19 protein-coding genes are annotated in these 15,074 nt (G+C 51.6%); 12 read left to right on the plus strand and 7 right to left on the minus strand.

Going from position 1 to position 15,074, the window contains the following annotated elements; all coding sequences use genetic code 11:
* The first annotated feature begins 61 nt into the window (after positions 1-61).
* Genes EHT25_RS12840 through EHT25_RS12850 form a run of 3 tightly spaced genes read left to right on the plus strand, consistent with a single transcriptional unit; the run spans position 62 to position 1,509 of the window.
* Positions 62-409 carry an ArsC family reductase gene (locus tag EHT25_RS12840; protein ID WP_124875047.1) on the plus strand — a complete coding sequence of 116 codons (348 nt, stop codon included), beginning with the start codon at positions 62-64 and terminating at the stop codon, positions 407-409.
* Positions 410-415: 6 nt separating this feature from the next.
* Positions 416-835 carry a group III truncated hemoglobin gene (locus EHT25_RS12845; RefSeq protein WP_229311515.1) on the plus strand — a complete coding sequence of 140 codons (420 nt, stop codon included), beginning with the start codon at positions 416-418 and terminating at the stop codon, positions 833-835.
* 44 nt (positions 836-879) lie between these two features.
* Positions 880-1,509, plus strand: a complete 630-nt coding sequence (locus EHT25_RS12850) for a DUF2306 domain-containing protein (protein WP_185731351.1) — start codon at positions 880-882, stop codon at positions 1,507-1,509.
* On the opposite strand, the gene EHT25_RS12855 is transcribed toward EHT25_RS12850, so the two are convergent.
* Both EHT25_RS12855 and EHT25_RS12860 read right to left on the minus strand, forming a co-directional pair.
* Positions 1,506-2,150, minus strand: coding sequence for a flavin reductase family protein (locus tag EHT25_RS12855; RefSeq protein ID WP_124875051.1), 645 nt, complete (start codon positions 2,148-2,150; stop codon positions 1,506-1,508). The genes EHT25_RS12850 and EHT25_RS12855 overlap by 4 nt on opposite strands.
* Positions 2,151-2,179: 29 nt before the next feature.
* Positions 2,180-3,352: an ATP-binding protein gene (locus tag EHT25_RS12860; protein WP_124875053.1), complete on the minus strand. Its 1,173-nt coding sequence runs from the start codon at positions 3,350-3,352 to the stop codon at positions 2,180-2,182.
* A gap of 168 nt (positions 3,353-3,520) precedes the next feature.
* On the opposite strand from EHT25_RS12860, the gene EHT25_RS12865 reads away from it, so the two are divergent.
* A complete protein-coding gene (locus tag EHT25_RS12865; RefSeq protein ID WP_229311516.1) occupies positions 3,521-4,105 on the plus strand; it encodes a hypothetical protein in 585 nt (194 codons plus the stop codon).
* Positions 4,102-5,097 carry an alpha/beta fold hydrolase gene (locus tag EHT25_RS12870; RefSeq protein WP_124875055.1) on the plus strand — a complete coding sequence of 332 codons (996 nt, stop codon included), beginning with the start codon at positions 4,102-4,104 and terminating at the stop codon, positions 5,095-5,097. Before EHT25_RS12865 ends, EHT25_RS12870 begins: the two co-directional genes overlap by 4 nt.
* A gap of 30 nt (positions 5,098-5,127) precedes the next feature.
* Here the strand turns inward: EHT25_RS12870 and EHT25_RS12875 are convergent, their stop codons facing one another.
* On the minus strand, positions 5,128-5,817 hold the full coding sequence (locus tag EHT25_RS12875) for a hypothetical protein (protein WP_124875057.1): 690 nt from the start codon (positions 5,815-5,817) through the stop codon (positions 5,128-5,130).
* Between the two features lie 378 nt (positions 5,818-6,195).
* Here EHT25_RS12875 and EHT25_RS12880 point away from each other — a divergent pair, with 378 nt between their 5' ends.
* Complete coding sequence (locus tag EHT25_RS12880; protein ID WP_124875059.1) at positions 6,196-7,263, plus strand: PLP-dependent cysteine synthase family protein; 1,068 nt, start codon at positions 6,196-6,198, stop codon at positions 7,261-7,263.
* Between the two features lie 283 nt (positions 7,264-7,546).
* Here EHT25_RS12880 and EHT25_RS12885 read toward each other — a convergent pair whose 3' ends face one another.
* Positions 7,547-8,320, minus strand: a complete 774-nt coding sequence (locus EHT25_RS12885; protein ID WP_124875061.1) for an NUDIX hydrolase — start codon at positions 8,318-8,320, stop codon at positions 7,547-7,549.
* A 213-nt stretch (positions 8,321-8,533) separates the two neighbouring features.
* Between EHT25_RS12885 and EHT25_RS12890 the strand changes: the two genes are divergently transcribed.
* The 6 genes from EHT25_RS12890 to EHT25_RS12910 all read left to right on the plus strand — a co-directional run bounded on the left by EHT25_RS12890 (position 8,534) and on the right by EHT25_RS12910 (position 12,577).
* Complete coding sequence (locus EHT25_RS12890; RefSeq protein WP_124875063.1) at positions 8,534-9,400, plus strand: sugar phosphate isomerase/epimerase family protein; 867 nt, start codon at positions 8,534-8,536, stop codon at positions 9,398-9,400.
* 246 nt (positions 9,401-9,646) lie between these two features.
* Positions 9,647-9,943: a Dabb family protein gene (locus EHT25_RS12895; RefSeq protein ID WP_124875065.1), complete on the plus strand. Its 297-nt coding sequence runs from the start codon at positions 9,647-9,649 to the stop codon at positions 9,941-9,943.
* Positions 9,944-10,102: 159 nt separating this feature from the next.
* Entirely contained in the window at positions 10,103-10,378 is a 276-nt protein-coding gene (locus EHT25_RS33160; RefSeq protein WP_229311517.1) for an alpha/beta hydrolase, read from the plus strand.
* Between the two features lie 88 nt (positions 10,379-10,466).
* Entirely contained in the window at positions 10,467-10,823 is a 357-nt protein-coding gene (locus tag EHT25_RS33165; protein WP_229311518.1) for an alpha/beta hydrolase, read from the plus strand.
* A gap of 381 nt (positions 10,824-11,204) precedes the next feature.
* On the plus strand, positions 11,205-11,975 hold the full coding sequence (locus tag EHT25_RS12905; protein WP_124875067.1) for a hypothetical protein: 771 nt from the start codon (positions 11,205-11,207) through the stop codon (positions 11,973-11,975).
* A gap of 101 nt (positions 11,976-12,076) precedes the next feature.
* A complete protein-coding gene (locus EHT25_RS12910) occupies positions 12,077-12,577 on the plus strand; it encodes a YybH family protein (RefSeq protein WP_124875069.1) in 501 nt (166 codons plus the stop codon).
* Between the two features lie 102 nt (positions 12,578-12,679).
* On the opposite strand, the gene EHT25_RS12915 is transcribed toward EHT25_RS12910, so the two are convergent.
* Genes EHT25_RS12915 through nagA form a run of 3 tightly spaced genes read right to left on the minus strand, consistent with a single transcriptional unit; the run spans position 12,680 to position 14,982 of the window.
* Entirely contained in the window at positions 12,680-13,000 is a 321-nt protein-coding gene (locus EHT25_RS12915; protein ID WP_124875071.1) for a cupin domain-containing protein, read from the minus strand.
* A gap of 5 nt (positions 13,001-13,005) precedes the next feature.
* Complete coding sequence (locus EHT25_RS12920; RefSeq protein ID WP_124875073.1) at positions 13,006-13,770, minus strand: glucosamine-6-phosphate deaminase; 765 nt, start codon at positions 13,768-13,770, stop codon at positions 13,006-13,008.
* Positions 13,771-13,794: 24 nt separating this feature from the next.
* Positions 13,795-14,982 carry an N-acetylglucosamine-6-phosphate deacetylase gene (gene nagA / locus EHT25_RS12925; RefSeq protein ID WP_124875075.1) on the minus strand — a complete coding sequence of 396 codons (1,188 nt, stop codon included), beginning with the start codon at positions 14,980-14,982 and terminating at the stop codon, positions 13,795-13,797.
* Between the last annotated feature and the right edge of the window lie 92 nt (positions 14,983-15,074).

The raw sequence follows: 15,074 nt of genomic DNA on the forward strand, positions 1-15,074 counted from the left end.
AACCATATATCGCCGTTTCCATTCAAATTCGCTACTTTCGCATCTCAGTAAACGTTACTTGATGTATACCCTTTACGCCATTCCGAATTGCGATACCGTGAAAAAAGCCCGCGTCTGGCTGGCCGAACACGGCGTCGACTACCAGTTTCACGATTACAAAAAACAGGGAATCGACCGGAAAACGATTGAAAACTGGCTGACCCAAAAACCGTGGGAAGAGCTGGTGAACCGCGCCGGAACCACCTGGCGGCAATTGCCCGAAGCCGAAAAACCGACCCAGGCCGAAACCGCCATTGCGTTGATGATCGCCAAACCGTCGGTGATTCGTCGCCCGCTGATCGAAGCCGGAAACCGGATTATTGCGCTCGGTTTTAAACCGGAAGCCTACGAAAATGTGTTCTCCCGTTGAAAGACCATGGAGCTGCAAGCTGGTATGAGCAAACGAACGCTGGATTCGCCGGAAGCCATTCGGTTTTTGGTGGATTCCTTTTACGAAAAAGTACAGGTCGATGACTTCATCGGACCGATTTTTACCGATGTCGCCCAGGTTGACTGGGCGAAGCATTTGCCCAAGATGTACGCGTTTTGGGAGAACATTATTCTGGGCAACAACGCGTATCGCGGGCATCCGTTCCAGCCGCACTTGCTTGTCAACCAGAAGCATACGCTGACCATCGACCATTTTGAGCGGTGGCTGAAGCTGTTTTCGGAAACGCTCACGGAGCATTTCGAGGGAACCAACGCCGAGCAGGTTCGCCAGCGGGCGACGCAGATTGCCCTCGTCTGGAACAACAAGTTCGAGTACATCAACAACGACTCGTACATGGGCGGTTGAGTTACTTGGTGACCGCTCGTTTACAAAGTGAAAAGACGATGCCCATGAACCTATTTCTCCGCAAAATCGGCACCGGTTTTGGGTATTTCCTCATTTTCGGCGTATCGCTCTACGCCCTGACGTATTTTCTGCCGGGTATTCCGTCCGGTTTTCTTTCGTCCAAACCAGTCGACAACGTTTTCTGGCGGGCGGTTTTCTTCACGCACGTTGGGTTGGGCGCCATTGCCCTGAGTCTCGGACCGTTTCAGTTTTCCACGAAACTCCGCCGGCGCCGGGTTAAGTTGCACCGGTTTTTAGGCAAGATTTACGTATTCAGCATTCTGGTCGGAAGCGTGGGGGCTTTCGGCTCGGCCTGGTTTGCCAGCACGGGCTGGGTCGCGGCTCTGGGTTTTGGTTGTCTGGCCGTTACGTGGTTTTACACGACGTTCCGGGCCTATCGCGCCATTCGGCGGGGGCAAACTCGCAGTCATCAGCAGTGGATGTTCCGGAGTTACGCAACGACGCTGGCGGCCGTCACGCTCCGCCTTATTCTCCCGCTCGAACTGGCGGTTTTTCAACTGCCGTTTGCGATGGCGTACCCGATTGTTGCGTGGCTCTGCTGGGTTCCGAATTTACTTTTTGTGGAGTGGTGGATCGCGAAGAGGAAGCCAACGCCCGTTTTTTCAGACAACTAAACCGTTTTTCCGCCAAAATCAGGCAGCGATTGCGGGCGCGCATACGGAAATTGAGCTATTTTTTCCAGTTTATAATAACTGTTCAAGCCCGAAATGCCGACGTCCTTCACCCGGCTTAGGTCGATGTGGCCTTCGTTGTCAACGGCTTCGTCCGGTACGATCAATTGCTCAATTTCGCCGATGACCAATACCGTCTTGTTCAGTTCAATCGGAATAATCTGCCGGAATTTCATCCCCAGTTTCAGCGTACTTTCTTTGACAAAAGGTGCCATAAAGTCCGGAAGGTATTCTTCGGTAAAGTGGCATTTGTCAAACTCCGACTCGTCTCTTTTGAATTTTGCGGATGTATAATGCGCCGGTTCGATGAACGATTCCTGAACGTGATTGATGGTATAAAAACCGGTTTTGAGGATATTGTCGTACGTATGCTGGCCCGCTTCCCGGTCGGGTCGCACGATCAGCCCGAGCAAAGCTGGATTACTTCCCAGATGAATCACCGAACTGAATATAGCCAGATTCGATTCGCCATCCTCCGAAATGGACCCAATCAGATTCGCCGGTTTGATGCCGGTAACGGAATTAATGATGTTCAGACGTCTGATTCGTTCGGTATTTTCAATGTCTTCTTTTGTCAGGTGCATGACCGGTTTCGTTTTTTAAAATTTGTTTTTTACTCCAATACACCCGCATTGGCTAATTCGACCCACACGGATTGAATACTACAGACTTTTACATCTTTTCGCAACCAATAACCCTCGGCTTCAGGCGTAACCACTAGATTGAACGGAGTTTGCAAATCGGAAATAGCTTCCGTATTGCCCCGTTTCAGGGATGGATCGTTGGAATACCGGATTTCAACCGACACCATCGGTTTACCCGCTTTCACCAAAACCAAATCCAGTTCCGCACCGTTTTGAGTCCGGTAATAATACGGTGTTACGTTCATCGGTAGCCTCGATATAATCTGCTGAATCACATAACCCTCCCACGAAGCACCTAAAAGAATGCTACCTGTTAACGAATTATAATCACTAATGTCGGCTAACGCGTGCACCAAACCGCTGTCCCGAATAAAGATTTTGGGAGCTTTCACCAATCTTTTTCCAATATTGACAAAATAAGGTGCCAGACGTCGAATCAGATAGGCGTTTTCCAGAAAACCGATGTACTGTTGAATGGTAGTTACCGTTAAATCCAGCGAGCGGGACAGATCGCTGTAATTCAGTTGCCCACTGTGTATACTGACCAGCATCGTCAGTAGTTGACGGATCACCGCAGGTTGCGCGGATAATCCTAATTGGGGCAAATCGCGCTGGACATAGGTCTGAATAAAACTCTCCATCCAAAAACGCCATGCCGTTGGGTCGGGCGCTTGCAAGGCATCCGGAAATCCGCCTTTGAGCCAGTGTTCCCGGTAGGTATACTGCGGACTGACTTCTCCTAAAGTAAGGGGTGAAAGTTCCAGGTAAATGACGCGCCCGGCCAATGTCTCTGACGAATTTTTCAGCAAATCCGGCGATGCAGAACCCAACAGGATAAACCGCCCCGGTATTCGGTGTTGATCAATCATGGAGCGCAACAAAGGGAATAATTCGGGCATTCGCTGAATCTCATCCAATACCACCAGTTTATCCTGATTCGCCTGAAAAAACAGGTCGGGTTGTTGCAAACGACGTTGATCGGCAAAGTATTCCAGATCCAGATAAAGCACTTCTTTTGAATAATTGCTCAACAGGGTTTTGACCAGCGTTGTTTTGCCAACCTGTCGGGGGCCTAAAACCGCGACGGCAGGAAAGATAGAAAGGCACGATCGAATGGTCGAAGAAAGCTCCCGGGTGAACATTAATCAAGTAAATTTATAGTCAAACTTAAAATTTACTTGATTAATTAACAAATAGGATTTTTATTTATTTCTATTCCTGTCGCCTTCTGCCCCTTTTCTCGCACCTTCGGACATCTTTGGTGGATGCGGTTTCAACGACCTTTATGGTCTGATAACCAACTCCATACCATGAAACGTAGCTTTTATGTCATCTCCGGATTACTGGCGCTGGCGGTTTTGCTCATTCTGCCTGCGCCGGAAGCCACTGCCCAGCAGTTGCGGGTGGCTTATTTCGGCGAAACCGTCACGCATTATGGCCTGAAAGTCGCCTACGAACACCCGCTGATTTCCCGCACGATAACCCGCAATTCGGCCCGGAAAGAATTCCTGTTTACGCCCGGACTGGCGGTTTACAACCATCCCGACAACCACGTCGGTGTCATCGTTTCGCCCGAACTGGCCTACCAGCGCAGCGGTCGACGGGGTGGCGTATTTGAAGTCAGTCTTTCCAATTCGTATTTCCGGTATTTTCTGGCGGGACAAACGTTCGAAGTCGACGAAACGGGCGGCTTTCGACGCGTCAGAATGGCCGGACGCGGGGCATATCTGCCAACGGTTTCGGTCGGTTTTGGGCAGGATTTATCCATCCGGAAAAACCGCTCACTCGCCTGGTACGCCCGGCTGAACCTCATGCAGCAGCGGCCTTACAATGCCTCGACCCTGATGCGCTTCGGAATCGAATGCGGTATTCGTAAACCTTTGAAAAACAAATGAAAACGCTTTACCCTTACCTGTTATTTTTAGTTGCGGTTTCGCTTTTTTCCTGCGAAAAAGACGACGCGACCACCACCGACCGAACGCTTTACCTGCGTCACAAAGGCGCGGATATGCCCATCTGGGTGCGCGGCAATCGGACGGCGAACAAGCTGGTTCTGTTTCTGCACGGCGGCCCCGGCGACTGCGCGATGTGTTACCGGCATTACCTGAAAGGACTGGAAAACGACATTGCGGTCGCGTATTGGGACCAGCGGATTGCCGGTTCGTCGTCCGGGAAAGTGGATGTGAAAACGCTGACCTACGAGCAATTTGGCGAGGATGCGTATTACGTCGTCAAGTTGCTGAAAGAGCAATATCCGAACACCCGGATTTACCTCGTAGCGCATAGTTTTGGCGTGGAACTGGCCTGGCAATTCCTGACGACGAACGACAACCAGAAGCTCGTCAGCGGGTTAATTGCGGTCAACGGCACGTTTTCGACCTATCGCTGGCTGGTTCAGATGCGGGAGTGGGTGTTGCGGGAAGCGCGTCAGCAGAAAAATACGGAGATCGAGAAATACGTCGAAGCCCATCCGATCACCGCCGAAAATCTGGGCACCTACGAATGGCCCGAACTGTACAAACGAATGCTCGATCTGAATGGCAACCCGGTTTCGATTTACGACGATAAGAAGTTCGTCCTCAACTATTTGTTCGCGTCCCCGAATACCGCCCTGGCGCAGTTTTCGCACCCAAAAGCGTATACGGAATACGGTGAAACCACCATCCGGGGCTACGACCGGAGCGCGTTCCTGAAGAACATCCAGATTCCGGTAGCCTTATTCTGGGGTAAAAAAGACGGGGTGGTTCCCATCGAAATCGGTCAGGAAACCCGCGATTTGCTGACGAAAACCGCCCCGTCTTTTGTTACGTTCGAGCAGTCCTACCACGAACCGTTTATGACGGAAACCGACCGGTTTGTGTCCGAGGTGCTGAAATTTGTCCGGTAAGAAGGCAACCTTTTGCTCCAAAACCGCCTGTCAATCCATTTTGTAATGGATAACGGAAATATAGCGGACCTTGCCGTCCTGGAAATGCACCTGAACTTCGTCCATCAGGCCCGAATTGGGTGTGTATGTAAAATACCATTGTGGCGATTGGCGCATGGCCGGATCATAGGCCGCAGCGAGATTTTTGGTCATCAGGAAGATGCGCTCAAATTTATTGGCATAGGCACCCACCGCTCTGATGTTGACAAACTTCGCATACAGCGAGCCAGCAGCGTCGCCAAGGCGGATGGACGACTCGGCTTTTAAGTTCGTGGGCCACTGCGAAAGTTGCTTGCCGCTGTTCAGGTAAATACTTTTAACCTGATCGAATTCGAGGGTAATCTGAACCCCGGAATCGGTTCCCTGGTTCTGATCCAGCAGAATGTACTGGTACAGGGGAAGACGTTCGCGCAACTGCGTCAGGTCGGATGTAACATTGCTGACAACGTTTAAAAAGGTAACACCTTTCGTTTGCCGGAGGGCTTGAAGTCCGGCATACACGTTTTCAGCCTCCTCATTGATTGTCAGGCCAAGGTAACTCCCGGTCGCGATGCTATCACGGCTAAGGACGACGGCCGGTGGTGGGCAAACCGTGACTGGATCAGGCGCAATTGAAGGGTTCATCTGACAACCCGACATGAGCGTTAAAAAGAACAAGGTTCCGGACAGGATTTTTTTCATGCGGTAAGCGAAGTTTAACGTACTACTGACATGGACTCCCGGATTTGATTTTTGGTTGGAAGGCTCCTGAAGTAAGTTTTGCCGGAACTGCAAACCGCGCAGTCTTTTTCATCCGTTTACGTTTCACTGTAAGTTACCGCCCGCAGATTTTTTTAGGCGGTTTTTGTCGCTTTCGCAGCGCATTTGGAACGTGCGTTATGGTATTTGGAACAGGCGTTATCGACCGTCTGTCATTCTTCCTGTAGGTTTGTAACCACCGGTTTATTCTACATTCTGAATACCTGTCCGTTATTTTTTCCTGGGATTTCAGCTAATCCGCGTGTTCCCGTTGACCAATCCGATTTTACTTCATTCCGTCCTTACTAACTCTCAACCGCAATGATGCTATCACTAGAAACGACCCTGCCACCCCTTGTTCAGGAAAAGTTTGAAAAGCTCTGGAATCTGATTGGCAACACGCCCATGCTGGAATTATTCTATTCGGATCATGGACAGCCCCGATCGCTCTATGCCAAATGCGAGCACTACAACCTGACCGGTAGCATGAAAGACCGGATGGCACTTCAGATACTGCATCAGGCCTATCGGGAAGGAACGATCCAGCCGGGCGACCGCATTGTGGAAGCCACCAGTGGTTGTTCGGGCATCGCCTTTTCGGCCATTGGGCGGGCGCTGGGGCATCCCGTTACGATTCTTATGCCCGATTGTGTTAGTCAGGAACGGATCGCGATCATTCGGAGTATGGGGGGCGACGTTATGCTGCTTTCGAAAGAAGAAGGCGGTTTTATGGGCGCAATTCAACGCACGGAGGAGATGGCTGCCTGTGATCCGCGCGTTTTTTTACCCCGCCAGTTCGCCAATAAACACAACGCCGAAGCGCATCGCCTGACCACGGGCAAAGAAATCTGGCTGCAGCTTCAGGGGGAAGATATTACACCGGATGCTTTTGTGGCCGGAGTCGGTACGGGTGGTACAGTGATGGGCGTCGGACGGTATCTCAAATGCCGCAAACCGGATATCCGCATTCATCCGATCGAAGCTGCCGAATCACCAACCTTATCAGTTGGGTATAAAACGGGAACGCACCGGATTCAGGGCTATTTCGATGAGTTCATCCCCGAAATTCTGCGGCTGGACGAATTAGATCATGTTGTGCAGGCCAGCGATGGCGACGCTTTAGTACTGGCCCAGAAACTGGCCCTGCAACTGGGCGTAGCGGAAGGAATATCGTCGGGTGCTAATCTAATCGGTGCCATCAAAATGCACCGGGAAATGGGACCCGAAGCCCGGATTGTGACGGTGCTGTGCGATAGCAATAAAAAATACCTGAGCACTGACCTGGTTCGGGAAATACCGATCAAACCGGATTATATTGCCCCCGGTATCGAATTTACGGATTTCCGCCCCATTAGCCGGTTATCGGTTGGTATTCCACGGATGTTTTAAGAGCGGTTGCCCTGGTTCCGCGCCCGAATGCTCGTTAGCTCCTGAACGGCTGGACAAAGTTGTGAAAACAGATTGCTTTAATGAGGAGCGGTTACGGATTATAGGCAGCGTTCTTTTCAGCCTTCACACGATCAAAAGCGTTCCAGAAGTTCCGGATATCGGAGGTGTGTATCGTTGCCGCTTGGCGTCAGGATGCGAGTTGTAGGGCAATGGTTGCATGAGAGGAAATGGTGCCAATCCGTATTTGGGTGGCGGTGCGCACCTAAAATTTGCAACCGTTGCCTTACCCCACAAAGCTCATTCCTTCTTCCAGAACGTTATCATACTTCGCTTTATCAAACCGGTACAGATACGGAGCCTTGTGCGCACCACCGGTTTTTCGTTCCTCCAGTCGCTCCAGAATATCGTAACTTAACATCCGTTTCTGAAAATTCCGGCGGTCGAGGGGCTGGCCCAGAATGGTTTCGTATAACCGCTGCAACTCGGGCATCGTGAATTTTTCGGGCAACAGATTATAGCCGATGGGCTGGTAACTAAGCTGTCGGCGCAGCGTTTTCAGCGCCAGTTTGATCATGTCGTTGTGGTCGAACAGCAGGGGGGGCACGGCGTCTACGTCCCACCAGCGGCACTCGTCCGTAAACTGATCGGGCGTGGGCACCACCTCCGAAAATTCGACCAGCGCGTAATACCCAATCGACACGTGTCGCCGGAACAGCGGCTCGTCGGTGTCGCCCGGAAAACCGAGCCGGATCATGGTTTCCTGTTTCGTAAAGTGCTTGAAACGAACGGCTTCGCCGAAGGTGTGGAACTGTTGCAGAAAAACCGCCTGCAAACCGGTTCGTTCCCGCAGACTCCGGTGGGCGGCATCGACCACGTCTTCGTCGTGGTGAATAAAACCGCTCGGCAGGAGCCAGTCCGTTCCCGTCCGCCAGTGCAGGAGCAGCACTTTCAACTGTCCGTCGTGGAAACCGAAAATGACGAGGTCTATCGAAACATGCGGAACATAGGCGCTGCCGTCCCATTTAGTCAGAGAATCGACTTCTTTTCTGGATTCCATACCGAAAAAATTACATTATTTGTAGGGTGTAAGACCGGGACAACAAAAAAACGCCGTATCATTGTGTTAAAAATACGCATTAATACCTGAAAAAGTAATTCTGGCTGCGAATTAACCCATGTGCCATCCGTCAGCAGTTGGTACAACCGCTGTTGCGTTTTCAGGAAAGTAAACCCATTTATTCGACAATCCATTACAACAAACCAGATAAACATGAATCGCAGAAACTTTCTTGGAACCTCATTGGGAATTGGCGCGCTCTCGATGCTTGGCTTACACGCCTGTGCGAAAACCAAAGCCGTTGGTCTGCAATTGTATACGCTTCGGGAGGAAATTCAGAAACAGGGCATCGAAACCATCCTGGCCGAGGTCGCTAAACTGGGGTATAAAGAAGTGGAAAATTTCGGCTACAATGCGGGGAAATTCTTCGGAAAAACACCGGCAGAATACCTGAAGATGCTGAACGATAATGGACTAAAGGCACCCAGTGGCCACACCCTGACGGCGCGTTCGACGCAGGTGACGGGCATGGATGGCCTCACCAACAACTGGCAGCGGGTGGTCGACGACGCGGCCGCCATCGGGCAGGAGTACGTGATTATCGCGTATCTGTTCCCCGACGAACGCAAACCGGACGATTACAAACAACTGGTTGAGCTGTTGGGGAAAGGGGAGGAAGCGGTGAAAAAAGCCGGGATGACGCTGGGGTACCACAACCACGATTTTGAGTTCAACGAGCGCGTCGACGGGCAGATGCCGTATGAACTGATCCTGAAAAATACGACGGTGCAAATGGAAATGGATTTGTACTGGATCAGCAAAACCGGCCAGAAACCGACCGATTATTTTGCCCAATATCCGGGCCGATTCCCGCTCTGGCACGTTAAAGATATGGCCAAAACGCCGGAAAAAGAGTTTGCCGAAGTGGGTACGGGTTCCATTGATTTTGCCGCCATTTTCGACAAAGCCAGTGAAGCCGGTATGAAGCACTATTTTGTGGAGCAGGACGTCTGCAAACGCCCCCCGCTGGAAAGCATCAAAATCAGCATCGACAACATTCAGAAAGCCAGTTGGGGTTGATTCGGTATGCTTTTCAGCGATTGTTCGGTCGCGTAGCGACCCAATGTTTGTAACCATTACCGCGAATTTTCCCCATTTTGGTCGCATAGCGACCGAACAATACACCCGGTTTGATCGCTACGCGACCAATGACTCCGCGCTGATGGGGCTATACTACAGACATTAGGTCGCTACGCGACTGTGAATTCGCTAAAATGGCTTCTTTCTTAATTGGGAAATGAATCAAAATCAATCCTAAACCGGTTTATGATCCGTCATACCGTCGTTTTCAAACTGAAACACCCCGCCGGTTCGGCGGAGGAGCAGAACTTCCTGAACGAAGCCCACAAACTGACCGCGATTGCCGGAGTTGAAAACTTCGAATGCCTGAAACAGATCAGCCCGAAAAATCCGTATGATTTTGGTCTGTCGATGGAGTTTAGCAGCCAGGAATCGTACGCTTATTACAACAATCATCCTGACCATGTGCAGTTTGTGCAGCGGTTTTGGCTGAATGAGGTCGCGGAGTTTCTGGAAATCGATTACGTGCCTTACCCCGGTTAATGCCATGAAAATCCGATTCCTGCTGACGCTGTCTGCCGCGCTTTTTGCCCTACCGGTTTTTGCCCAAAAGTCATCCGACTCTACGATGGCAAAGCGCCCGGTTCTGAAAACTGGACCTGGAGCGAAAAGGAAAGCACCCGGAATGCCTTCCAGACGCGGGTGGTTTACAACGTGGCCGAACCCACACTGACGGCTTATTTACCCGATCCGGCCCAGGCCACCGGCACAGCGGTGATTATCGCACCGGGCGGGGCATTTCGGGTTTTGTCTATTGACAGTGAAGGCGTTGACGTGGCAAAATGGCTGGCCGACAAAGGCGTCGCGTGTTTCGTTTTGAAATACCGGCTGGTAAAAAGCGAAACCGACGACCCGGTAAAGGAACTGTCGGTCGCCATGAGCAATTGGAAAAAATGGACGAAGACAACGCCGTTGTGATTCCGTTGGCCATTGCTGATGGCAAAAAAGCGGTGGAATACGTCCGCACGCCAAGGCATACGGTCTCAAAACGAACCAGATCGGATTCATGGGCTTTTCGGCGGGCGGAACCGTCACGATGGGTGTGGGCTATGGGTATTCGGCCGAAAACCGCCCCGACTTTCTGGCTCCGGTATATCCTTACATGACGCCTTTTGCAGATAAAACCGTACCGGCCGACGCCCCGCCTTTGTTTGTGGTGGCCGCCAGCGACGATCAGCTAAATCTCGCTCCGCATAGCGTAAAGCTCTATTCCGACTGGCTGACGGCCCGAAAAAGCGCGGAACTCCATATGTATACCAAAGGCGGACATGGTTTTGGAATGCGTAAACAGAATATCCCGGCCGATCGCTGGATTGAGCGGTTTGGCGACTGGCTGTGCCAGCAGGGCTTGTTGAAGAAATAACAGAAGGAAATTCCCGGGTAGACTGTCAGCCAAACGGGAATGGACTTTCTGGCGACTTGATGATCGCTTCTGGCCCTCTTCCGGTCGGGACATTGAATCGGCTGACTGAGGGCTACCGCACCGATCGCGCGAAGAATTTCCGCCCTTTAACCCGATTGATTTACCGGCTTTCCTCCGAAATTTTCTCTGGCGATTCGCCTTCGAATGCCGAACCGGCCCCAAAAGCGCTTCATGCAACAATGCACAAAGTAATGCAACAATACGCGAAGTTTTTGACACAATAGACGAAGTCTTTTCAGGCGAAAACCTGGAAAATTGTAGCGGCAAACGCCAGGTCATTATAAATCGGCTATCTCTTTCCGCTAATCAACTTACACAACTATGTCAAAGAAATTGAACTTCGTATGCGGGGCTATTCTGCTGTGCATCAACACACTTTATGCCCAAACGGCACCGGCACCGGCCAAACCGAAGCTCTTTTACATTCACGAAGATCCGGTATATGCCGCCAAGGTGAGCGACTTCGAAAAAGTATCCAAAGAGCTGATCGATCAATACAAAAAATACAGCATTCCCGATTCCTGGATTACCATCAAGGATCAGGACAATAAGTATTACACCATCGTTCCCATTGAAAATATGGCTTCGCTCGACCATGATCCGATGGCACCGCTGGTTGAAAAAATGGGTAAAGATGCGTTTAGAGACATTTTCAAGGCGTTTGACCAGTGTTATCCCAGCCACCGCGACTATATCGTCAGATGGTCCAATTCACTTTCGTACATGCCGGGGGGCGAGAACGAAAAACCGTCGGATTTTCCGTATCGCAAGTATTATTACATTTATTACAAGCCCGAAAATCAGAGCAAAGTGGGCGAAGTCGCGAAAAAGATGAAGGATCTGAACGTCAGCAAAGGCGGCAAGTTGCGCTACAATGCGTACATAAGCGGTTTTGGTAACAGCGAAAATTTTCTGTTGATTGAAGAAGTAGCCAAAAGTGAGGACGACTACAAAACACTGGATGCCTACGACAAAAAAATGATGGGCGATGAAGTGAATAAACTGCTCGCCGAACTGAAGGGCGTGTCAATCCGGATGGAAACAAAACTGGCCACCGTCCGCCCTGATCTATCGTATTCGCTGGTTAAATAAGATCGCGTTCGCAAACGCATGTCGGGCCTGGCAGGAACCGCCCCTCCGTGTTGTGAAAACCGTCGGAAGTTTACGTTTTACCCACTAATCAAATCTGAAACATGAAATCAACCATTCATTTCCCGTTATTGGCGGCATTCGTCCTGATTCTGTCGGCATCGTTGGTTGGCTGTCAGGAAAAAGCAGCCACCGAAACCGCTACTACCAAGCCTGATCTGGCTCAGGCCCGTACGGAAGTTGAAAACATTGAAAAAGAGTGGGCAACCGCATTGAACCGCAAAGACCTCGATAAATTGATGAGCTTATACGCCGACGATGCCGTGTCCTATGCCAACGATTTTGCCATGCTCAAAGGCAAAGAGGCCATTCGCAAAAAACAGGCGGCCGATTTTGCCAGTGATACCAGCAAGCTAGTCTACAGTTTTGAAACGATGGATGTTTTTTCAGAAGGAAATCAGGTTCTGGAAACCGGTAAAACGATTCGAAAGGATGCCAGCGGGAAAACAATTCTGACGGGCAAATACATGGCATTTTTCGAAAAACGTGACGGAAAATTGCTGTGTATTCGGGAGATGTACAACAACGATGCGAAGGCAAAATAAATGCTTAGCCAGCTACCCTCTCTTTTTTGATTGCGTACCGCCAGCGGTTTTGATTCGAAATAAGTCAAAACCGCTGGTTCCCGGAAATTCGATCCAGCAGACTCAATAGAAAATGGCCAGCCAGACGGTTTCCTCGTCTTCAGTTGTCCACTCGACCCGGTGTTTCCGGTGAGCGGGGAGGTTGACGTACATGCCCGCCGACAATTCCAGCGGTTCTTCGGTTCCTTCCAGACGCAGCCGGGCGGCTCCTTTGACCAGCAAAACCCATTCATTCTGAGCCTGGTCATACCAGAATCCGTCGGGAGAAGCGTGCCCTTTGGAAACAATTCGCTCCACATTGAAACCGTTGCCCGTAAGCAATTGATCGACGATCTCATCGGGCATGACCGCCGGAATGGCCGAAAACAGGTTACCGGTTTCCATCGTAATTAATAACTTTTTGAGGCACTATCGCGGTCGATGTACAAAACCGCATGGGCCTGTTTCCGCAGAATCGTCGACGGATATTGTTCACTGACGGGTTCGTTCAGCGTGTGGTAAACCGCCGGGGCCTTGTTGATGCCCGGCACCATGCAATACAGGTGGCGGCCACGCATCAGGGCCGGAACCGTCAGTGTCAGGGCATGGGTCGGAACGGCTTCAAGCGTCGCAAAACAGCCGTCGTTGACCTGTTGCGTGCGGCATGGTTCGTCCAGATCAACCACTTTTACCCAGGCCGGATCGTTGAAATCCGCGACGTGTGGGTCGTTGAAAGCAATGTGGCAGTTTTCACCGATGCCCATGCACACCAGATCGACCGGATGCTGCGCGAGCAAATCGCTGTACCGACGGCATTCGGCTGCTATGTCGGGGGCGTTACCGTCCAGGTAATGAACCGATTTGAAGGGAACCCGGTCAAAAATCCGTTCCTTCAAAAAGTTGCCAAAGCGCTGGGGCGCATCGGGCGATAGCCCGATGTATTCGTCCATGTGAAACGCATTCACGCGCGACCAGTCGATACCGGTTTCCTGGATCAGAGCCGCCAGAAACTCATTCTGGGAGGGGGCGGCCGCAAAAATGACATTGATTTCGTCCTGCTGCGCCAGTCCGTTTCGCAGGGTTTCGCTCACCATCCGGGCGGCATCCGCACCCAGTTGCGGCCGGTTTTCGGCCAAACGGATTTGTAACGTATCGACTTCTAATTCTTGGATCATCTGCTTTGTAACTCGTTCAATGGGTTAGTTGGCCGGGGCATTGTAAACCACCTTTCCGCCAATCAGCGTGGTCTGAATGGTAATTTGCTCGTCAAAAATCACCAGATCGGCGTCCTTCCCCGCAGCCAGAACGCCCTTGCGGTTTTCGACGCCCATAATCCGGGCAGGCGTTGTACTCGCCATCCGGACGGCATCGAGCAGCGACACGTCGGCCAACTCGACCATATTCCGAACCAGGCGGTTGGTGGTGGCCACGCTCCCGGCAAAAGCCGTCCGATCGGGTAGTTTGGCAACGCCATCTTCTACGATCACCTTCAAACCGTTTTTCAGCGAACCCAGCGTGCTTTCGCCTTCGGGCATCCCGGCGGCCCGCATGGCATCCGTGATGAGGGCGGTTCGGTCGGCGCCCTTGATTTTATAGACCAGTTTGAGCAGGGGTGGAGGCAGGTGAACGCCGTCGGTGATGATTTCCACGTCCATATCCAGCAAAAACGCGCTTTCGATCACCCCGGCATACCGAAATGCATTCCGGCGGGTCACACCCGACATGGCCGAATAGAGGTGCGTTGCCAGTGAATAGCCGTTTTCGTACGCTTCCAGCACGTGCTCGTAAAGGGCATCGGTGTGGGCCACAGCGGCCAGAATGCCTTTTTCGCGCAGCCGACGACCAAACGGAATGGCGCCTTCCAGCTCCGGCGCGGCACTCCAGCGGGTGATGGACGACGAATGCGCCAGAATTTCTTCGTATTCCTGCGGGTCCGGATTGCGGATGTAGCGCGGGTCCTGCGCCCCCCGCTGGCTCAGGGCAAAATAGGGGCCTTCGAGGTGAATTCCCAGAAAAACCGCCCCGTTGTGGTTGTTCCGGTGCGCCAGTTCATAATTGTCAAGAGTTTGCAGCAGATCTTCCTTTTCCGCCGTGAGCGTTGTGGGCACCATCGCCGTGGTGCCGTAGCGGGCGTGCAGTTCGGCGACTTTCAGAAACGCTTCTTCCGTACCGTCCATGAAATCGTACCCTCCTCCGCCGTGGACGTGAATATCGATAAAACCGGGCGCTACGTACTGCCCGTGCGCATCCAGTTCCGTCGCTTCCGGAACCTCGACCGGGCCTTCGTGCACCCCCCGGATGCGGCCGTTTTCAATGACAATCGTCCCGTTCCGGATGTACCGATAGGGAGTAATCAGCGTACCGTTACTAATTTTTAAAATGCCCATTCTTGCCGTTAACAGCCTTTGTTGGCTAAAAACCGGGTAAAGGTAACAGGGAAAACCATTCGCTCCCACTCGGCTCGCCGGAATCGAATGCG

Origin of the sequence: Larkinella rosea (genome assembly GCF_003858635.1) — a bacterium.
Classification (GTDB): Bacteria; Bacteroidota; Bacteroidia; order Cytophagales; family Spirosomataceae; genus Larkinella; species Larkinella rosea.